The organism is Sphingomonas sp. VDB2 (assembly GCF_047946695.1).
In the GTDB taxonomy this organism is placed as follows: domain Bacteria; phylum Pseudomonadota; class Alphaproteobacteria; order Sphingomonadales; family Sphingomonadaceae; genus Sphingobium; species Sphingobium bisphenolicum.
In genome coordinates this window covers 2056250-2076547 of sequence record NZ_CP159615.1, presented here as the reverse complement: position 1 = coordinate 2076547, position 20298 = coordinate 2056250, and the positions used below count along the sequence as shown (strand labels likewise).

General features: G+C 65.7%; 17 protein-coding genes and 1 tRNA gene. 9 read left to right on the top strand and 9 right to left on the bottom strand.

What is annotated here, in order from left to right; genetic code table 11:
• Positions 1 to 3: 3 nt before the first annotated feature.
• The 5 genes from ABT375_RS10340 to rpsM all read right to left on the bottom strand — a co-directional run bounded on the left by ABT375_RS10340 (position 4) and on the right by rpsM (position 4934).
• Entirely contained in the window at positions 4 to 2184 is a 2181-nt protein-coding gene (locus ABT375_RS10340) for a prolyl oligopeptidase family serine peptidase (RefSeq protein ID WP_416462358.1), read from the bottom strand.
• 101 nt (positions 2185 to 2285) lie between these two features.
• On the bottom strand, positions 2286 to 2708 hold the full coding sequence (gene rplQ / locus ABT375_RS10335) for a 50S ribosomal protein L17 (protein WP_224548099.1): 423 nt from the start codon (positions 2706 to 2708) through the stop codon (positions 2286 to 2288).
• A 176-nt stretch (positions 2709 to 2884) separates the two neighbouring features.
• The gene (locus ABT375_RS10330) at positions 2885 to 3946 is read right to left on the bottom strand and encodes a DNA-directed RNA polymerase subunit alpha (RefSeq protein WP_224548098.1); all 1062 of its coding nucleotides are present in this window, start codon (positions 3944 to 3946) and stop codon (positions 2885 to 2887) included.
• Positions 3947 to 4064: 118 nt separating this feature from the next.
• Positions 4065 to 4454 (bottom strand): 30S ribosomal protein S11, encoded by a 390-nt coding sequence (gene rpsK, locus ABT375_RS10325; protein ID WP_004208752.1) that lies wholly within the window; start codon positions 4452 to 4454, stop codon positions 4065 to 4067.
• 111 nt (positions 4455 to 4565) lie between these two features.
• Positions 4566 to 4934: a 30S ribosomal protein S13 gene (rpsM, locus tag ABT375_RS10320; protein WP_066606530.1), complete on the bottom strand. Its 369-nt coding sequence runs from the start codon at positions 4932 to 4934 to the stop codon at positions 4566 to 4568.
• Between the two features lie 279 nt (positions 4935 to 5213).
• Here rpsM and ABT375_RS10315 point away from each other — a divergent pair, with 279 nt between their 5' ends.
• Entirely contained in the window at positions 5214 to 5795 is a 582-nt protein-coding gene (locus tag ABT375_RS10315; protein WP_416462357.1) for a hypothetical protein, read from the top strand.
• Between the two features lie 451 nt (positions 5796 to 6246).
• Here the strand turns inward: ABT375_RS10315 and ABT375_RS10310 are convergent, their stop codons facing one another.
• The 3 genes from ABT375_RS10310 to ABT375_RS10300 all read right to left on the bottom strand — a co-directional run bounded on the left by ABT375_RS10310 (position 6247) and on the right by ABT375_RS10300 (position 7379).
• A complete protein-coding gene (locus ABT375_RS10310) occupies positions 6247 to 6516 on the bottom strand; it encodes a 3TM-type holin (RefSeq protein WP_224548096.1) in 270 nt (89 codons plus the stop codon).
• 11 nt (positions 6517 to 6527) lie between these two features.
• Positions 6528 to 7067: a glycoside hydrolase family 108 protein gene (locus ABT375_RS10305; RefSeq protein WP_416462356.1), complete on the bottom strand. Its 540-nt coding sequence runs from the start codon at positions 7065 to 7067 to the stop codon at positions 6528 to 6530.
• 235 nt (positions 7068 to 7302) lie between these two features.
• A tRNA-Pro gene (locus ABT375_RS10300) sits at positions 7303 to 7379 on the bottom strand.
• A 184-nt stretch (positions 7380 to 7563) separates the two neighbouring features.
• Here ABT375_RS10300 and yajC point away from each other — a divergent pair.
• From yajC to ABT375_RS10275, 5 genes are all read left to right on the top strand, one after another.
• On the top strand, positions 7564 to 7899 hold the full coding sequence (gene yajC / locus ABT375_RS10295) for a preprotein translocase subunit YajC (RefSeq protein ID WP_224550589.1): 336 nt from the start codon (positions 7564 to 7566) through the stop codon (positions 7897 to 7899).
• A gap of 8 nt (positions 7900 to 7907) precedes the next feature.
• Complete coding sequence (gene secD, locus ABT375_RS10290) at positions 7908 to 9506, top strand: protein translocase subunit SecD (protein ID WP_416462355.1); 1599 nt, start codon at positions 7908 to 7910, stop codon at positions 9504 to 9506.
• 21 nt (positions 9507 to 9527) lie between these two features.
• Positions 9528 to 10517 (top strand): protein translocase subunit SecF, encoded by a 990-nt coding sequence (gene secF, locus ABT375_RS10285; protein WP_224550587.1) that lies wholly within the window; start codon positions 9528 to 9530, stop codon positions 10515 to 10517.
• 47 nt (positions 10518 to 10564) lie between these two features.
• Positions 10565 to 10906, top strand: a complete 342-nt coding sequence (locus tag ABT375_RS10280) for an Mth938-like domain-containing protein (RefSeq protein ID WP_224550598.1) — start codon at positions 10565 to 10567, stop codon at positions 10904 to 10906.
• A 106-nt stretch (positions 10907 to 11012) separates the two neighbouring features.
• Complete coding sequence (locus ABT375_RS10275) at positions 11013 to 12437, top strand: M20/M25/M40 family metallo-hydrolase (RefSeq protein WP_416462354.1); 1425 nt, start codon at positions 11013 to 11015, stop codon at positions 12435 to 12437.
• A 189-nt stretch (positions 12438 to 12626) separates the two neighbouring features.
• On the opposite strand, the gene ABT375_RS10270 is transcribed toward ABT375_RS10275, so the two are convergent.
• Positions 12627 to 16118, bottom strand: coding sequence for an autotransporter domain-containing protein (locus ABT375_RS10270; RefSeq protein ID WP_416462353.1), 3492 nt, complete (start codon positions 16116 to 16118; stop codon positions 12627 to 12629).
• 334 nt (positions 16119 to 16452) lie between these two features.
• On the opposite strand from ABT375_RS10270, the gene ABT375_RS10265 reads away from it, so the two are divergent.
• The 3 genes from ABT375_RS10265 to ABT375_RS10255 are packed head-to-tail and all read left to right on the top strand — an operon-like array spanning position 16453 to position 19827.
• A complete protein-coding gene (locus ABT375_RS10265; RefSeq protein ID WP_224550584.1) occupies positions 16453 to 17574 on the top strand; it encodes a Ppx/GppA phosphatase family protein in 1122 nt (373 codons plus the stop codon).
• Entirely contained in the window at positions 17571 to 18275 is a 705-nt protein-coding gene (locus ABT375_RS10260) for an RlmE family RNA methyltransferase (RefSeq protein ID WP_261936099.1), read from the top strand. Before ABT375_RS10265 ends, ABT375_RS10260 begins: the two co-directional genes overlap by 4 nt.
• 43 nt (positions 18276 to 18318) lie before the next feature.
• The gene (locus ABT375_RS10255) at positions 18319 to 19827 is read left to right on the top strand and encodes a YifB family Mg chelatase-like AAA ATPase (protein ID WP_416462352.1); all 1509 of its coding nucleotides are present in this window, start codon (positions 18319 to 18321) and stop codon (positions 19825 to 19827) included.
• Positions 19828 to 20298 lie beyond the last annotated feature (471 nt).

Here is a 20298-nt window from a genome sequence, read left to right as displayed (position 1 = left end):
CTATCAATCCGGCCTGGCCTTGATCTTCAATCCGGTGAAATAGGCCGCGAAGCTATAGCTGTCGGCATATTCGTCGATCAGCTTGTCGACCGGCTTGCCCGACCCATGGCCCGCCCGGCTTTCGACGCGCAGCAGGCGGGGGCGGGCGCCAAGGTCGGCGGCCTGAAGCGCGGCGGCATATTTGAAACTGTGGGCGGGGACGACGCGGTCGTCGGTGTCCGCGGTGGTCACCAATATCGCGGGATAATCCTTTCCGCCCAATATGTTGTGATAGGGCGAATAGCCGTAGAGCAGCGGGAAATCGGCCGCCTTTTCAGGCGATCCATAATCGTCGATCCAGTAGCGGCCCGCGGTGAAGCGGTCGAAGCGCAGCATGTCCATGACGCCCACGGCCGGCAGCGCGGCGGCGAACAGGTCGGGCCGCTGATTGACCACGGCGCCGACGAGCAGCCCGCCGTTCGAGCGGCCCTCGATCGCGAGGCCGTTCTGGGGGGTGAAGCCGTTGGCTTTCAGATATTCGGCCGCGGCGATGAAATCGTCGAAGACATTCTGTTTGTTCGCGCCGCGCCCGGCATCGTGCCACGCCTTCCCATATTCCCCGCCGCCGCGCAGATTGGCGATGGCATAGGCGCCGCCCTGTTCCAGCCAGGCCATGCGGGTCGCCGAATAGCCGGGCGTCAGCGAAATGTTGAAGCCGCCATAGCCGTAGAGGATGGTCGGCGCGGCGATCGCGCGATCGGCCAGCGCCTTCTTGCGCAGGATCGTCATCGGGATCAGCGTGCCGTCCTTCGAAGGGTAGAGGCGCTGTTCGATGCCGAAATCATTAGGGTCGAAGGGCAGGTCGGGCTGGGCGAAGATCTGGCTTTGCAGGCTGCTGGTGTCGAAGCGGTAGATGCTGGACGGGGTGACGAAGCCGGAGAAGCTGAAAAAGGTTTCGGGGTCGCCTTCCCGCCCGCCAAAGCCCGCCGCGGTGCCAAAGCCCGGCAGCGGCACGTCGGTAACCTTGCGCCCGTCCAGTTCGACCAGTTCGGCCACCGTCTGGGCGTCGCTCATATAGGCCAGGATCATGCGGTTGCCGACCAGCGACCCGCCGGCCAGCGTCTCCGGCCGCTCGCGCACCAGCGGCTTTGGTCGCTGGCGCGGGCGCGATGCGTCCAGCGTCACCACCCGCATATGGGGGGCGTGATCGTCGGTCAGGAAGAAGAGAGTCGTCCCCTTGCTGCCGATCAGCCGCCAGTCCTGCGCCGGTCCCTTGACCAGCAGGCGAGGCTTGATCGGACCGCCGGTGAGTTCCGCGACATGGAGTTCGCGGCGGGGGTCTATGCCCTGAAAGGAACTGATGATCAGCCAGCGGCCGTCGCCGGTCACCTGCGCCTGGTGGCTGAGCGCGGGCCGGTCGGGCGTGGCGTAGACGAGCTGGTCCTGCGCCTGGGCGGTGCCGATGCGGTGATAATAGAGCTGCTGGTCCTCGCTGGCCGACCGGAATGCCTCGCCATCCTGGGGCGCGGCGAAGCGGGAGTAGAAAAAACCCTCTGCCCGGCCGTCCCAGGCGATCTGGGAGAATTTCACCCATTCGACCCGGTCGTCCAGCACTTTGCCGGTATCGACGTCGAGCAGCTTGAGCGTGCGCCAGTCGCTGCCGGCCTCCTGCACTGCGAAGGCGAGGGTGCGGCCGTCGGGGGAGGGGGTCCATTCCGCCAGCGCGCTCGCGCCATCCTTCGCCCAGTCATTGGGGTCGAGCAGCAGCCGTTGCGGGCCGTTCAGCCCTTCGCGGACATAGAGCGGGGTCTGGTTCTCCAGCCCCTTGTTATAGCCATAGAAATAGCGGCCGCCCGCCTTGCGCGGCACGGTGTAGCGCCCGTGCGAGAGCAGCGCCTGCATCCGGCCCTTGAGCGCCTCGCGGCCGGGGAGGTCGTCGATATAGCGGCGGGTGAGGGCATTTTCCTGGCCCACCCAGTCGCGCACCGCAGGGTCGGCGCGCAGGTCGTTTTCGAGCCAGCGATAGGGATCGGCGACCTTCACGCCGAAATGATCCTCGACCAGGTCGAGCCGCCTGGCGACGGGATAGCGCAGGGCGTCGGACGCCTTCAGGCCGCCCGCATCGATGGCGGCGCCCTCCGGCCCCGCATAAGCGGGGCTGGCCGCCAGCAGCAGCGGCAGCAGGATCAGGGCAGCGACGCGCATCCTCTCTTTCGACTCTTTTCCAAACGACAACAGGCCGTGGCTCCCTAGAGAGCCACGGCCTGTTGGTAAAGCGCCAGTCCCTGAATGCGGGACTGGTCGGATCAGGCGTCTTCCTGCTCGTCTTCCGCGCTGAAGACCGGACCGCTGTCCTGGCCCTTGGCGCTGACGTCGCGGTCGACCAGCTCGATGATTGCCATCGGCGCCGCGTCCGAGGCGCGGAAGCCGGCCTTGATCACGCGGGTGTAGCCGCCGTTGCGGTCCTTGTAGCGTTCGGCCAGGACTTCGAACAGCTTGGCGAGCTGCGCATCGTCCTTCAGGCGGGCGTCGGCCAGACGACGGTTGGACAGGCCACCCTTCTTGGCGAGCGTGATCAGCTTTTCGACGTAGGGACGCAGTTCCTTGGCCTTGGCGACGCCGGTCAGGATCTGCTCATGCTTGATGAGCGACGCGGCGAGGTTGCGCAGCAGGGCGGTACGATGACCGGTGGCGCGCTGCAGCTTACGATGACCAACTCTATGACGCATAATGCATTCCTTCGTTCGTTAAGGGACCGTGCAAGGTATCCCAGACCAGGCGGCGAATAAGGGGCGCCGCCCAAAACCCCGATAAACCAGCATCCGTTCGCTTCGAGCGTGGCGAGAAGCGTCTTGCGCGAGCTTCCCGTTTCTCGACTTCGCTCGAAACGAACGGCAGTCTGGCTTTAACCCAGCAGCTCCTGTTCGAGCTTCTTGGCCATTTCCTCGATATTTTCCGGCGGCCAGCCGGGGATGTCCATGCCCAGGCGCAGGCCCATGGACGACAGCACTTCCTTGATTTCGTTCAGCGACTTGCGGCCGAAATTGGGGGTGCGAAGCATCTCGGCTTCGGTCTTCTGGACCAGATCGCCGATATAGATGATGTTGTCATTCTTGAGGCAGTTGGCCGAGCGGACCGACAGTTCCAGTTCGTCCACTTTCTTGAGAAGATAGCGGTTGATCTGGTTGGTGTCGCTTTCGCCTTCCGAAGCCGCAGCGGCGGTGTGACCCGCAGCAGGGGCGGCGGCGGGCAGCGCGTCTTCGAAGTGGACGAACAGCTGGAGCTGGTCCTGCAGGATACGGGCGGCATAGGCCACCGCGTCTTCAGGCGTGACGGTGCCGTCGGTCTCGACGGTCAGCGACAGCTTGTCATAGTCCAGTTCCTGGCCGACGCGGGTGTTGTCCACCTTGTAGGCGACCTGACGGACCGGCGAGTAGAGCGCGTCGATCGGAATGAGGCCGATCGGGGCGTCCGCCGGGCGGTTGGCGACGGCGGGGACATAGCCCTTGCCGACATCCGCGGTCAGTTCCATGTTGAGCGTCGCGCCCTGGTCCAGATGGCAGATGACCAGATCGGGGTTCATCACTTCGATGTCGCCCACGACGCTGATGTCGCCCGCCTTCACCACGGCCGGGCCGGTGGCGGAAAGCTGCAGCCGCTTGGGGCCTTCGCCTTCCATGCGGAGCGCGACCTGCTTGATGTTGAGGACGATGTCGGTCACGTCCTCGCGCACGCCGGCCAGCGACGAGAATTCATGCAGGACGTTCTCGATCTTGATCGAGGTGACCGCCGCGCCCTGGAGCGAGGAAAGAAGAACCCGCCGCAACGCATTGCCGAGCGTCAGGCCGAAACCGCGCTCAAGCGGTTCGGCGACGAAGGTCGCCTTGCGCTTGCCGTCGCTGGTCGGCTTGATTTCGAGGGCGTTGGGCTTCTTCAATTCCTGCCAGTTCTTCATGTTGACAGTCATGTAATTCCCCTGGGGATGTGGCCGAAACGCTTATCATCCTGGACCCGACAGGACGTTGCGGCCGATGTAGACGGGTAACGGGCGGCGCGTCCGCCGCCCGCATATCGCTCAGCCGCTGTTAGACGCGGCGACGCTTGGACGGACGCACGCCATTGTGCGGGATCGGCGTCACGTCGCGGATGGAGGTGATGTGGAAGCCGACGGCCTGCAGCGCGCGCAGAGCCGATTCACGGCCCGAACCGGGGCCCTTCACTTCGACTTCGAGCGTGCGGACGCCATGTTCGGCGGCCTTGCGGCCGGCGTCTTCGGCGCACACCTGGGCGGCGTACGGGGTCGACTTGCGGCTGCCCTTGAAGCCCATCATGCCGGCCGAGGACCACGAAATCGCGTTGCCCTGGGCGTCGGTGATGGTCACCATGGTGTTGTTGAAGCTGGCGTTGACGTGGGCCACGCCGGCCGAGATGTTCTTGCGTTCGCGGCGCTTAATGCGCTGGGGTTCGCGTGCCATTTTGAGTTCTTCCTACAAAATCTGCTAGGCCTAGGCCGCGCCTTGTCGATGGCTGCCTCCGGCGGAGTAAGGCTGAAAACAGTCCCCCGGACCGTTTTCCCGGCGCCCTACTTACTTCTTCTTGCCAGCGATCGGCTTCGCCTTGCCCTTGCGGGTGCGCGCATTGGTGTGCGTGCGCTGGCCGCGGACCGGCAGGCCCTTGCGATGACGCAGGCCGCGATAGCAGGCCAGATCCATCAGGCGCTTGATGTTCATCGCGGTTTCGCGACGCAGGTCGCCCTCGACGGACAGGTCGGCGTCGATGGTTTCACGGATCTGCAGCACTTCGGCGTCGGACAGGTCCTGCACGCGGCGGCTGTGATCGATGCCCAGCTTGTCGGCGATGTCGACGGCGGTCTTGCGACCGATGCCGTGAATGTAGGTCAGCGCGATGATCACGCGCTTGTTGGTCGGGATGTTAACACCCGCAATACGTGCCATGGTAATAGTGTCTCCTGCTCCACAGGGCCGACCGGAGTCGTCCCTATCTCAAAGCGTCCGAGCCGGTTTTCCCTGGCGAGGAAAAACGGCCAATTACATAACCCCAGGACGCAAAAAAGACGGCCAGTGCCAAAAGCACCGCCGCTCGCCACGTTCAGGGGAAGGGGGCCATTAGCGATTCGGCGGAAAATAGTCAATTGCCATGCGGCCGGACGCAGCGGTTCGGCGGCTCGACCCTTTTCGGGTTGAGCGTCCGGCAAGCGTCCGGCATGGAAGGCTATGCGTCTCATCCCATCCTTCGCCGCGCTCGCGCCCTTTCTGATCCTGCTCGGCTCCTGCGTCGGTCCCGGCGCCGACCGGCCGGTGGCGCGCCCTGCGCCAGCGCCAGCGCCCGTGGCGGGGCGACCCGTCCGGCCTGCGCCGACGCCTGCGCCCCAGGCGCAGCCCGCGCCGGTCGCAACGGAATGGCAATATCGGCCGGTCGCGCCGGGCAACTGGACATATCGCGCCGAAGCGGCGGGGGCGTCCGCGACATTCGGTTCGAGCATAGCGGACGCGCAACTGACGCTGCGCTGCGACCGCGCCAGCCGCCGGGTCAGCCTGGCGCGGGCGGCGGTTGGGGCCGGGGGTGGCCAGGGCGCGCTGATCGTGCGGACCAGCTATGGCGCAGCGAGCTGGCCGGCGACGGCATCCGGTGGCGCGGTGCCGCATCTGGTCGCTTTTCGCGCTGCATCTGACACCGGCCTCGACCAGCTTGCCTATAGCCGCGGCAAGATCGCGGTGGAGGCGGCCGGGCAGCCGCCGTTGATCGTCCCGGTCTGGGCCGAAATATCGCGCGTCATCGAGGATTGCCGGGGTTGAACCGTTCGGCGTGATCGGCGCCGAAGCAGGACGCGAAATTATGATTCGAAAAAAGAAAATTACAAGTCTTGATCATGTCTCTCGTCTGATTCACAGTCCGTCTCGTGGCCGATCAGAGGGTACACTCGAAGCCGGTCACGCGGGCTTCAACTAGCGAAAGGAGGTGATCCGATGTCTCATGGTTCAGCATTGGGGTCGGTTCAGTCCATTCGGGAAACGCGCCGCTGAGCGACGCCTTAGCGTCGATCCCTTCACCAGAGACTGTGAGCGCCAATAGACAGGCCGTGTCTCCGGGCGGGCGATAGCGCGACAATCCGTTTTCCTTGGGCGGTGCTTCCGGCCGCTGACCATGCACATGATGGGCCGTCGGGCTTTGACCCGGCGGCCCCTCTCATGCCTGTATGATAGGGCGGGGCGGCGGCCTCGCTTCTCAAGGCCGCGCCCTTCTCCGTTAGCGTTCCAGCCCCTTCGCCTTGCCCCAGGCGCGCGCGGCGGTATAGCCCAGATAACCGGTGCCGAAGAGCGCGTAGAGCGGTTCGGGGAGCGCGCCCAGATAGGCGCGCATCCCCGCGATGATCGCCGCCGCCGTGGCCGGATGGATGCCCGCGACCAGCCCCATTGGCACCGACCAGAGCAGCAGCGCATACATGACGTAAAGAAAGGCGGGCCGCGCGCGCCTTGCCCAGGGATCGGTCGAGTCGGGGTCGGTGTCCTGCTGCATTATCCCCTCCTTTAACCGATCCGGTTGGCGAGCCAGCCGTAGAGAAAGGCTTCGTTGGCTGGGCGCTGCTCCGCCAAGGCGACATAGCGTTCGCCCTGCAACGCCTCCATCGCCTTGAGCAGGACCGTGTCGCCGGACGCGCCGCGCAAGGTGCGGAACGCGCGCAAGGCGGCCAGCGTCCGCGCGCCGATCGCCCGGTCCACCTTGATATCGGGATAGTCCTGCTGGTTGCGGTTGAGCGCGTTGAGCGCGCGCTGGAGGAAGCCGGTCGCGGTCGCGACGCCCATATTGACGCCGGTGTCGAACAGTTCCGCCGCGATCGGCCAGCTCATTTCCGCGACGAAGGCGTAGCCGGGCCGGTCCCAATAGAGGCGGCGGTAGATGCCCTCCGCCATGGCACGCGGCATCGCCTGCATCTCGCCGGCATAGCCATTGGCGCGCGCTACGCCCAAGGTGATGCCCATGTTGGTCGGGCCGCCGCGATCGGCAGGGTGATTGCTGTAGCCGCCTTCGCGGGCGATGACCTCGTCGATCAGGTCGTGAATGTCCATATTCGCCTCCAGTCAGGAAAGAGGCGAATCATTTATCCCATATGGTTCGTTGTAGGACAGCGGGAAATATGCGGTGCGCGGTGCGCGCAGGTGTCTGCGCGCCTGCAGGCGCGACCAAGCGGTCGGCTTTACGGCCGACTCACGTCATTATTGGAAATGCTTGATGGCCTCCCGCGCTTGCGCTTGGGAGATTTTCGGGCGTCCGTCCCCCGGACGGCCGCTTTTCCGAAAATCTTGGTCGGGACGAGAGGATTCGAACCTCCGACCCCCACACCCCCAGTGTGATGCGCTACCAGGCTGCGCTACGTCCCGACCGGAGGGCGCCCAATATAAGCACAAATGGGAAGTTGCAAGCGCTCAATCGCATCTCTTTCCACCGGCCGTCCGAATCCCTAATCATATTGCCTCTATCCCCCCATCTGTGTTAGCCGCCCGCCCTTGATCCGTGGACGCCGACTGGGCGTGCGCGACCGACAGATACAAGGCAGTCCCACCCATGTTCATTACCCCAGCCTTTGCCCAGACCGCGGGCGGGCAAGCCTCCGGCGCCGGAATCCTGGTGCAGATGGCGCCGCTGGTCCTGATCTTCGTCGTCTTCTATTTCCTGCTGATCCGTCCGCAGCAAAAGAAGATGAAGGAGCATAAGGCGAAGATCGACGCCGTGAAGAAGGGCGATCAGGTCATCACCGGCGGCGGCCTGGTCGGCAAGGTAGCGCGCGTGGACGAGATTTACGCCGATATCGAACTGGCGCCGGGCCTGAAGGTCAAGGCGGTCAAGTCGACCCTGACCGAGGTGATCGATCCGACCGCCGCCAAGCCCGCGAACGACTGAGCGCCTTCATGCTGAACTTCTCGCGCTGGGCGATCTTCGCGATCATCCTGCCTCTGGCGATCGGCGTGCTGTGCGCCATTCCCAGCTTCCTGCCCGACGCGACCGTCGCGCACCTGCCGCGCTTCATGCAGACGCGCGTCAATCTGGGCCTCGACCTGTCGGGCGGCAGCCATCTGCTGCTCGAAGCATCGACGCAGGATGTCGCCAAGCAGCGCCTGACCAACATGGAAGAGCAGGTCCGCACCGAATTGCGCCGCGGCGATCCCAGGATCGCGATCGGCGATATTTCGGCCCGCGACGGCAAGCTCAGCTTCATGGTGCGTGACCCGTCGCAGGTCGATGCCGCGGTCGAGCGCATCCGCCCGCTGACGCAGGGGGCGGGCCTGACCGGCCAGCGCGATTTCAATGTCGAGGTGGTCAACAGCTCCACCATCGTCATCACGCCGACCGAAGCGGGCATCAAGAACGCGGTCAAGAGCGCGATGGAGGTATCGACCGAAGTCATCCGCCGCCGCATCGACGAAATGGGCACGCGCGAGCCGACCATCCAGCAGCAGGGCGACAATCGTATCGTCGTGCAGGTGCCGGGGCTGCAAGATCCCAAGGCCTTGAAGGCCCTGCTGGGCCAGACCGCCAAGCTGGAATTCAAGCTGGTCGACACGACCGCCAACCCGTCCGAAGTGGCGCAGGGCCGCGCGCCCGTGGGCAGCGAAGTGCTGCCCTATGTCAACAACCCCTCGGGCGTGCCGTTCATCGCGGTCAAGCGCCAGGTGATGGTGTCGGGCGAGGATCTGACCGACGCGACCCAGGGTTACGACCAGAGCAACCAGGCGATCGTCAACATCCGCTTCAACAGTTCGGGTGGCCGCAAGTTCGGGCAGGTGACGTCGCAGAATGTCAACCGCCCCTTCGCCATCATCCTGGACGGCAAGGTGCTGTCGGCACCCAATATCAACGAACCTATCCTGGGCGGCAGCGCGCAGGTCAGCGGCAGCTTCACCGTCGAAAGCGCCAACCAGCTCGCCATCGCGCTGCGCTCGGGCAAGCTGCCGGTGAACTTCGTCGTGGTGGAAGAGCGCACCGTGGGGCCGGGGCTGGGCGCGGATTCGATCCGGGCGGGCCTGATCGCATCGGTGGTCGCGGTGGTCGCGGTCGCGCTGTTCATGTTCGTCAGCTATGGCCGCTTCGGCATGTATGCGAACCTGGCCGTCGCGATCAACGTGCTGGTCATCCTGGGCGTCATGGGCATATTGGGCGCGACGCTGACGCTGCCCGGCATCGCCGGTTTCGTGCTGACCATCGGCACGGCGGTCGACGCCAACGTGCTGATCTACGAACGCATCCGCGAAGAGCGGCGACGGGGGCGTAATGTCGTGGCGGCGATCGAGCATGGCTATAAGGAAGCCAGCCGCACGATCTTCGAAGCGAATGTGACCCACGCCATCGCCGGCGGCATCATGCTCGCGCTGGGGTCGGGGCCGGTCAAGGGTTTCGCCATCGTGCTGCTGATCGGCATCGCGACCAGCGTGTTCACCGCCGTCACCTTCACCCGCATGGTCGTCGCGAACTGGGTGCGCCGCACCCGTCCGACCGACATTCACATTTAAGAGGGGCGGGAGGACACACCCATGAAACTTCTCAAGCTCGTCCCCGACAACACCAATATCGGCTTCGTTGCGATCCGCAAATGGGCCTTCGCCCTGACCGCGCTGCTGACCGTGCTGGCCGTGGGCGCGACCGCGCACAAGGGCCTCAATCTGGGCGTCGACTTCGTCGGCGGCCTGATGATCGAGGCGAAATTCCCGCAGGCGGTGGATACCGACAAGGTGCGCTCGACCATCGGCCGTCTGGGCGTGGGCGAAAGCTCGCTCCAGCAGTTCGGCGACGCCAATACCGTGCAGATCCGCCTGCCGCTGCCCGAACAGGGCGGGGCCGGCGCGGCGAACGCGGTCGTCGAAAAGACCCGCAAGGCGATGACGGCGCAATTTCCCGGCGTCACCTTTTCCCGTTACGACACGGTGTCGGGCAAGGTGTCGGGCGAACTGATCCAGAATGGCGTGCTGGCGGTCGTGCTGGCGATCCTGGGCATCGCGGTGTTCAGCTGGTTCCGCTACGAATGGCAGTTCGGCGTCTCGACCTTCGTCGCGATCGTCCATGACGTGCTGATGACGCTGGGCTTCTTTGCGATCACCCAGCTCGAATTCGACCTCAACATCATCGCCGCGGTGCTGACGATCGTGGGCTATTCGATCAACGACAAGATGGTGATCGACGATCGTATCCGCGAAAATATGCGCAAATATCGCAAGATGGACATGAAGGCGCTGATCGACCTGTCCGTCAACGAGACGCTGCCGCGCACGGTGATGACGTCCGTCACCATCCTGCTGGCGCTGGGCGCGCTGCTGCTGCTGGGCGGCCATGTGCTGCGCGGCTTCACCGCCGCCATGATGCTGGGCATCATCGTGGGCACCTATTCGTCGGTCTATGTGTCGTCTTCGCTGCTGATCTCGCTGGGTCTGACCCCGCAGACGTCGGAGAAGAAGGCGACCCGGAAGGGCGACTATGCCGGCACCGCCGAGCGCGTAGGTCCGCGCGACGATGGGGCGAAGCCCTGAGCGATGTCGGGATAAAGGTCCGCCGGGACGATGACGGTCAGGGACCGATCGTCACCGGCTTTCAGGGCCGCGGCTTTCGGGTGCGCGACGACGTGTTTCCCGACGGCTTGCTGCTCAGCCCGGTGCGGGCGCTGGCCTGGGCCGATGCGCCGGGCGTGGATGGGCTGACGGTAGCGTCGCTGGGCGACCTGTTCGATACCGAGCCGAAGCCTGAATTCCTGCTGCTGGGCACCGGCGCGGCGCTGCGCCAGCCGCCGCGCGCCTTTGTCCGCGCGGTCGAGGCGCTGGGGATCGGCGTGGAGGCGATGGACAGCCGCGCCGCCGCCCGCGCCTGGGGCGTGCTGCGCGCCGAGGAACGGCAGATCGTGGCGGCGCTGCTGCCCTTGTGAAGCGTGGCATGTTGCCGCCTGCGCGGGAACAGGTCGTGCCGGAAGTCTTGCCCTCATCCCGCCGCTCCGCCAAGCTGGTCGCCTCTTCCATCCAAGGGGCTTTTCCATGGCATTTCACCGTCCCGCCGCCGCGCTGATCGCGGCGCTTCTCGTCACCACCAGCGCCCATGCCGCGATCCCGGATGCGCAGGCGCGCGGGGACGAGCCCGCTTTCCGGGGTCTTTACAAGGAACTGGTCGAAACCGATTCGAGCTGGCCCGACGGCAGTTGCAAGCTGGCGGCCGAACGGATGGGCGCGCGGCTGAAAGCGGCCGGCTATGCCGACGGCGACGTGGCGATCATCGTCGATCCGGCGCATCCGAAGGAAGGCAATCTGACCGCGATCCTGCGTGGCAGCAACGCCAAGCTGCCGGCCGTGCTGCTGCTCGCCCATATCGATGTGGTTGCGGCCAAGCGCGCCGACTGGGTGCGCGATCCGTTCAGCCTGATCGAGGAGGGCGGCTATTTCTATGGCCGGGGTACGTCCGACGACAAGGCCATGGCGGCGGCCTTCACCGACCAGATGATCCGCTACAAGACGGAAGGCTATAAGCCAAAGCGCACGATCAAGCTGGCACTGACCTGCGGCGAGGAGACGGAGAAGGCGCTCAACGGGGTCGAATATCTGCTCAAGACCAAGCCCGATGCGCTCAAGGCCGGATGGGCGCTGAACGAGGGAGGCGGCGGGTCGCTGGACGAGAGCGGCAAGCCGGTGAGCCAGGGCGTGCAGGCGGGCGAGAAAGTCTATCAGGACTTCACCTTAACCGCGACCGCGCCGGGCGGCCACAGCTCGCGCCAGACGCCGCATGTCAATGCGATCGGCTGGATGGCGGCGGCGCTGGCGCGGATCAACGACTATGATTTCCCGGTGAACCTGACCCCGGCGGCCAAGGCCTATTTCGGTGCGTCGGCGCCGCTCTACCCGGCGAAGGTGTCGAGCGCGATGGCGGCGATCGGCGCGGGCAAGGCGACCGAGGCCGACTATGCCGCAGTGTCGGCCGAGAGCGCGAGCTGGAACGCGACGCTGCGCACCACCTGCATCCCGACGCTGATTTCCGGCGGCCATGCGCCCAATGCCCAGCCGCAATCGGTGACTGCGAACGTCAATTGCCGCATCATTCCCGGCGAGAGCGTGGAGTCGGTGCTGGCGCGATTGGGCGAGGTCGCCGCCGATCCGAAGGTGAAGGTGACGCTGGCCGATCCGCCGCAGCCCAAATCCTCCGCGCCGGAACTGACGCCACAGATCATGGGGCCGATCGAAACGCTGACCAAGGAGATGTGGCCGGGCGTGCCGGTGATCCCGCGCCTGGCAACCGGGGCGACCGACGGGCGCTTCACCAATGCGGCGGGGATTCCCACCTATGGCGTGTCGGGCATGTTCGCCGACCCGGACGGGCAGGGCGTCCATGGCCTGAACGAGCGCATCCGCGTCAAGTCGCTGCTGGACGGGCGGGCATTTCTCTATCGGCTGGTGAAGCTGTATACGCAGTGAGAGAGGGGGGGGGGAGCCGCTAAGCCGCCTCTGCCCGTTTTCGAGCGTGTCGAGAAACGAGAAAGGCGGGCCACCCGATCCTTGACCAGGCTCGAAGCGAACGGAAGTGCGTAATCCTATCCAATCCCGACACCAACGAAAAGGGCCGCCCCATCGGGCGGCCCTTTCCTTTCGGCTGGGAGCCGGAAATCAGAAGCGGAACTTCACGCTGGCGCGATAGCTCTGATATTTCACGTCCTTGCGCCACAGGGTGGTGTCGGCCGACAGGCTGAGATCGACATTGCCCGTGGTGACCGTCAGGCCGCCGCCCGCCTCGCCCCAGTTGCGATCCGAACCGCCGAGCGCGAAGGGCGCCAGACTGCCGGTGCCGCCGACCAGATTGGCCAGGAAATAGGCCGGCTGGTCGTTGAATTCATGGACGAAGTTGGCGGTGACATAGGGTTTGAAGCCGCCGGTGTTGGCCTTGACCGTAGCGCCCAGGCGACCCTGCGCGCTGCGGATGGCGTGACGCTTGATCACCAGCGCGGCGTCGCCGCCATATTCGGCCAGGTTGCCCGAGCTGATATAGGCGCCGCGGATCGAGGCGCGCGGCACGATGCTGAAGGCGTCGCCGCCCAGCGCCTTGCTGAGGCCAAGTTCGCCCGACAGCGCGAGTTCCTGGTCGCTGCCATAGAGGGTGTAGGGCGTGACGCCGACGGCGAAGGCGCGGCGCGAGCGGGTGGCAAGCGTGCCGGCGCTGCCGACCGCGTCCAGCTTGACGCCGGAGAGGTCGAAGGCGCCGTAAACGGTGCCCTGATAGAGGCGCGCGCGCGCCCAGTCATTGGCGCCGGTATTGCCCTTCAGTTCGCTGAAGGACGCAGCCAGGCCGATGACGCCATTGTCGCCGAACGCCTTTTCGACGCCCGCCGCCGCATACCAGCCATCGAACTGGTCACGACCGAGCGGCACGGCGGTGCGCATCGGCGCGCTCTTGCCGTCGAGATAGCCGCCCGCCAGGAACGCGCTCATATCGTCGGGCAGCACGCCTTCGCGGGTCGTCGTGTCGTCGCCGCCGCCCTGGTCCATGCCCAGATCGATATTGTTGAGGCTGGCGGAGGCGAGCTGGATCGGCTGGCCGGTCATGGTCAGCGTGCCGCCCATCGATCCGGCGTCCAGCTTGGTCAGGCGATCGCGATAGAAGCGCGCCATATTGTCGTTGAGCACCTCGGCCATCGACGTCTTGAGCGCTTCGGTGCGTGGCGCCATCGCCTCGAACGTCGCCTGCACGCCGGCGACGCTCAGCAGGTCCGCCTCGCCATAAAGGGCGGCGTAATTGGCGTAGAGCGACCGGTTCTGGTCGAGCAGCTGGGCGAAGCTGGTCTGGTTCTGGGCAGCCGGGTTGACCACGGCGGCATAGAGACCGGCGTCGATCCGGACGCTGACGCTGTTGTCGCCATAGATCAGCACGGGCTTGAGTACCGCCGACAGCTGTGCCGGGGCAGTGAAGGTGCCGTCGATGCCGCCTTCCGCCGTCACGAACGTATATTGGTTGCCATAGCGGATCTTGGTGCCGGCGGTCGCGCCGAAGACCACCTGACCGCCGACCGCGGCGATGCCGTCGATCGGATCGCCGGCCGCGAGCAGCGACACGTCGCCGTCGGCCTGCGCCGCGGTGATGGCGGCGCCGGTGCGCTGCTCTGCGGTGCTACCGCCGCCATCGCCTTCGCTGCCGGTGGGCGGGGTTTCGACTTCGCCGTCGCCGTCATCCGCGACGAATTGCGTGGCCTTGACCGCCAGCACGTCAGACACGCCATTGGCGCCCAGGTCGATATGCAGCGTGCTGCCCGAGGTGAGCAGCGCATTGCCCTCAACGGTCAGCGTGCCGATCTTGCCGATGCTGCCCGGCGCCACCACGCCCAATATGTTGGTGAAATAGGGCGCACGCACGGTGCCGGTGCCCGACAGCAGGCCGGTCATCAGGAAATAGTCGCCCGGGGTTTCGACCGTGCCATCGACGTTCACCACGCCGGCGAGATGGGAAATGTCCATCAGGCTGGTCAGCGATCCGTCCGCGGTGACGTCCAGTGTCGCGCCCGTGCCAGAAATGGTGAAGCGGTCCACGGTGGCGTCGGTGTCCAGCGTGGTCTTGCCGGCGGCGCTCAGCGTCACGTCATAATAGCGGCCGACCACGCCTGCCGACGCCTGCGGATCGATATTGTCGGGCACGAAGCCGGTCGCGCCGGGCAGGCCGTTGGCCAAAGTGGGGCTGGGCAGAATGGCGGCTTCCACATCGCCTTCGGCCTGCGCCTCGTGCATGGCGCCGCCGGCAAGCGTGACGCTTTCGCCATCAGGCCTGCGCTCGGCGATTTCCACCTTGCCCTTGTTGTTGGAAACCGTCCGTGCGCCGGTGGACGAGGTGGCAGGGGCCGTGCCGTCCTCCGTGACGGGCACGCCGTCCACGGTCAGCTCGCCGGTGCCGACATCATAGCAGATGCCGTCGGGCGTATAGCAGAGCTGGCCGAACTTCTGTGTATCGTCCTGCCCAAAGGCGCCGGCGCCCGGCGTGGTGGGCACGCCGTTCACCAGCTTGCCGGTGCTGTCGATGATGCGATAATTGGGATCGAGCGCGGTTACCCAATGTTCGGCGTCGCTCCATTTGCCGTCGCCGGCCTTGGCGGTGGCATAGCGATAGGGGTTGTTCTGCGCGATCCAGTCCCAGAAAAGATAGAGCGGCTGATAGAAGGACGAGCCGCCATAGGAACTGGCCGGTTGTTCGAAGAAGTAACGGCTGCCGCCCGACAGGACGCCGATCACGGTCTTTTCATCGAACGCCTGGTCCAGAATCAGGGGACCGCCCAAATCGCCGCCCGCGGTGCTGCCTTCGTTGGGCAGGGCGTCATCCTTGAACAGGTTGAAGTCGAAGGGGTTTTCCCGCGTCGGATCGTCGAAATCGGTGTGGTAGAGATTCTGCGTATAGCCGCCGGCTTCGCCGAAGAGGAAGCTGTCGACATCGTCGAGCGAGCCCAGCATACCCAGGAAATTCTCGGCCGTCTTGCGACGGAAGTCGATGCCATAGCTGTTGCCGGTGCTTCCGCTGCCGCTGCGGCCATAGCCGGTGATCGTCACATGATAACCGGTGCCGCTCGTTTCGCTGATCGACGACGGGGCGGGCAGCGCGGAAAAAAGCACCGCCCAGGTCGGTACGTCGGATGCGGGCGTGTCGAGCGTCGCCATCGCAACGTCGCCATAGAGGAAGCTGAGCGCCGGCGGATCGAGCGATTCCGGATTATAGGCGATGTTGTTGACGTTATAGACGCTGAGCGCCGTATTCGTGCGGTAATTGTTCGAAATCCAGTCGATGAGGCCGGGCCGTGCATTGTTCTGGAAGGCGAAGGCGACGGGCACGCCGCCGTTGACGGTGCTGTAGTCGGCGGACGTCAGGTCGTTGACGCAATGCGCGGCGAAGATGACCGTGCGCGGGTTGATCAGCGTGCCGGTGCAGACGAAACCGTCGTCGCGATACATGATGCCTACGCCGTTGACGTCGCTGCCGTCGATGATGTCGCTGGGACTCTTGTCGTCGGTCGGCACGACGGCCTGCGCCACGGGCGCGACGGCAAGGGCGGCTATGGCAGCGGATGCCAGCAGTGCAGGACGACCGACGCGCGCCAACAGGCCCGCACCATTCTTGCGAATGTGCATGATATAAACTCCCCAAAGACCGAATGGGAGGCTAATCAACTGTATTGCCCAAGACAATCGTACAATCATGAAAACTTGTGTCATGTATCCAAAACGTCACAGCATGTCTGTTTTATCCTAAAGGCGATGACGTCGACCGAGCGATCTTGTTCTTTGCTGATCCGAAACGAACCCTGCCTTTGCGGGACGTGCAAGACGTATCCTTAATCATTCTTAAGTCTTGCGCTGGCGGCGATGCCGGCCGCGCCTTGCGCGATGCGTCATATCTGCTTAAGCATGGGGGCAAGTTCCGGTCGCCCTTTGGCGGCTGGCGAATGTAGAAGCGAGTTACGGCATGGTGCAGCAGAGCCGCCCATCGCCGCAGAGTTCCGGCCCGGCCGGCCGTTATGCGGGCAAGCGCGCCCGTTCCGGTCCGGGCGATGGGAGCAAGGCTGCGGCCATTCCGCCCCCGTCGACGCAACGGGGCTTTCCGCCCCATGGCGCGCGTGAGCGTCGATCCTATGCCGCGATCGACCTGGGCACGAATAATTGTCGCCTGCTGATCGCCAAGCCGTCCGCCGACGGCTTCATCGTCATCGACGCCTTTTCGCGGATCGTCCGGCTCGGCGAGGGACTGGCGTCTTCCGGTCGGATCAGCGATGCGGCGATCGATCGCGCGATCGCGGCGCTGTCCGTGTGCGCTGACAAATTGCGTCGCCGCCACGTCACGCTGGCACGATCGGTCGCGACCGAAGCCTGCCGCCGTGCGTCGAACGGGGCGGAGTTCATCCAGCGGGTCTATCGCGAAACCGGCATCGCGCTCGACATCATCAGCGCGCAGGAAGAAGCGCGGCTGGCGGTACTGGGGTGCCATGCGTTGCTGGAGCCGGGCGATGGACCGGCGCTGATCTTCGACATTGGCGGTGGATCGACCGAACTCGTGCTGGTCGATTCGCACGGAACGACGGGCGCGCCGAGGATCGTCGACTGGGTCAGCGCGCCCTGGGGCGTCGTGTCCCTGACGGAGAGCGAGGCGTTCGACCATGGCGACAAGGCGGAACGGCTGGCCGCCTATGACCGGATGCGCGCGCGGGTCAGCGAGGCTTTCTCGCCGCTCGCCCGGCGCCTGCCGCAGGGGGCGGAGGATATCCGCCTGCTGGGCACGTCGGGCACGGTGACGACGCTGGCCAGCCTGCACCTCAACCTGCCGCGCTACGACCGGCAGGCGATCGACGGCCTGATCGTGCCATGCGAATCGATGCGCGCCATTTCGGAGCGGCTGTCGACCATGGCGCTGGCCGAGCGGCAGAAGCTGCCCTGCATCGGCACCGAGCGCGCCGATCTGGTGGTGGCGGGCTGCGCCATATTGGAATCGATCCTCGACATCTGGCCGGCCGCGCGACTGGGCGTGGCCGACCGGGGGATTCGCGAAGGCATATTGCGCGGCCTGATGGACCGCGACGGGAGAGAGATGTGAGAGGGTCTGGTGTCGGCAAGGTGCGGGTCAAGACCGCCAAGGGCCGCACGGCGCAGTCGGTGCGCTGGCTGGAGCGGCATCTGAACGATCCCTATGTCCGCAAGGCGAAGGCGGAAGGGTGGCGCAGCCGCGCCGCCTTCAAGCTGATCGAACTGGACGAGAAATTCCATTTCGTGAAGGGATCGAAGGCGGTCGTGGACTTAGGGGTAGCGCCGGGCGGCTGGGCGCAGGTGGTGCGCAAGATGGCCCCGAAAGCGGCGGTGGTGGGTATCGACCTGCTGCCGGTCGATCCGATCGCGGGCGTGACCCTGTTCGAAATGGATTTCATGGACGACAAGGCGCCGCAGATGCTGCGCGATGCGCTGGGCGACGCGCCGGACCTCATCATTTCCGACATGGCGGCCAACACCGTCGGCCATGCCGCGACCGATCACCTGCGCACCATGGGGCTGGTCGAGGCCGCGGCCTGGTTCGCGGTGGAGAATCTGCGCAAGGGCGGCACCTTCGTCGCCAAGGTGTTCGCGGGCGGGACCGACGGCGAGTTGCTGGTGCTGCTCAAGAAGAATTTCACCACGATCAAGCATGCCAAGCCGCCGGCCAGCCGCAAGGGCAGCGTTGAATGGTATGTCGTGGCGCAGGGGTTCAAGGGGCGGCCGGACGAGCCTGCGCGGGACCGGACCGGGGAACCGGTAGAAGAATAGTGCGGCAATAGACTGGCGGGGCAGCGGGAAAAGGCGGGGGCATTTGGTCGCAACGGTATCGACGGTCGCTTATCTGGGGTTGGAGGCGCGCGCCGTGGAGGTGCAGTGCCAGCTCGTGCCCGGCCTGCCCAATTTCATCCTCGTCGGCCTGCCCGACAAAGCGGTGGCCGAAAGCCGCGAGCGGGTGCGCAACGCGATCGCCGCGATCGGCCTGTCGTTGCCGCCCAAGCGGATCACGGTGAATCTGTCGCCCGCCGACCTGCCCAAGGAGGGATCGCATTTCGACCTGCCGATTGCGCTGGCTTTGCTGGGCGCGATGGGTGTGATCGATGCCGAGACGCTGGCGGGCTATGTCGTGGTCGGCGAACTGGGGCTGGACGGGCGCACCGCGCCGTCGCCCGGCGTGCTGCTGGCGGCGCTCCATGCGGGCAGCCAGGAAATGGGGCTGGTCTGTCCGGTCGCGCAGGGGACGGAGGCCGCCTGGGCCGGCGAGGTCGAGGTCGTCGCCGCGCCGGATCTGCTGGGTTTGCTCAATCATTTCAAGGGGACGTCGGCGCTGTCGGCGCCGCAGCCGGGCGTGGTGGAGGCGCCGGTGCGGGGCGCGGACCTGAAACAGGTCAAGGGGCAGGAGGTCGCCAAGCGCGCGCTGGAGATCGCCGCGGCGGGCGGGCATAATCTGCTCATGGTCGGGCCGCCGGGCGCAGGCAAATCGCTGATGGCGAGTTGCCTGCCGGGCATATTGCCTGAGATGACGCCTTCCGAGGCGCTGGAAAGCTCCATGGTGGCGAGCGTCGCCGGGACGCTGGAGGGTGGACGGATCAGTCGGGCGCGGCCGTTTCGCAACCCGCATCACAGCGCGTCGATGGCGGCTTTGGTCGGCGGCGGGCTGAAGGCGCGGCCGGGCGAGGTCAGCATGGCGCATCTGGGCGTGCTGTTTCTGGACGAGTTGCCGGAGTTCCAGCGGACAGTGCTCGATTCGCTGCGCCAGCCGCTGGAGACAGGCGAGGTCACGGTGGCGCGGGCGAACGCGCATGTGACCTTTCCTGCGCGGGTGCAGCTCATTGCGGCGATGAACCCGTGTCGCTGCGGCCATCTGGGCGATCCGGCGCTGGCCTGTTCGCGCGCGCCACGATGCGCGGCGGATTATCAGGCCAAGGTGTCGGGGCCGCTGCTCGACCGCATCGACCTGCATGTCGAGGTGCAGGCGGTGACGGCCGCCGATCTGGTGCTGCCACCGCCCGCCGAAGGATCCGCTGAGGTCGCGGCGCGGGTCGCGGTGGCCCGCCGCGTCCAGACGGCGCGCTATGCCGGGAGTAAGGTGCGTACTAATGCCGAGGTGGATGGCGAGCGGCTGGAGGAGGTCGCCGGGCCGGACGAGGCCGGGCGACAGTTGCTGGCGCAGGCGGCCGCGGCGATGAAGCTGTCGGCACGGGGCTATACGCGGGTGCTGCGCGTGGCCCGCACGATCGCCGACCTGGCGGGCGCGGAGCGGGTCGGGCGGGTGCATGTGGCGGAGGCGCTGAGCTATCGGCGACGGGCGCCGGTAAATTGAGGGTGTGACCAATTAACGACCATTCTCAGTCGCCACTGTCGTCATGCCAGCGAAGGTTGGAATCTCACATCTTCAGGAGAAGCGCGGGAAAGAAAAGGGAAATCCCAGCTTTCGCTGGGATGACGGAGGAAAGCAGACTGTCGCCCAACCACCCCTTTTCGTCATTCCCGCGTAGGCGGGAACCCATCTCCCAACCTCTCGGCACAGCGCAAAGGCTGGAGATGGATCCCCGCCTACGCGGGGATGAGAGTATAGAAATGGGGGCGTCAGCAAACCACTACGCCTCTTCATGGCACCGGCTTGACGCTGAGTAGCGTGTAGAGGCCGATCAGTAGGCCGCTGCCGGTGAAGGCGAGCAGGAAACGGCGTATGTCGGGCCAGAGTTCGAAATCGTCCATGGCGCACCTCTTCCCATTGGGATGATGGCGCGGGGATTAGGAGCGCTGCGGCGGCGTGGCCAGTGACAAATAT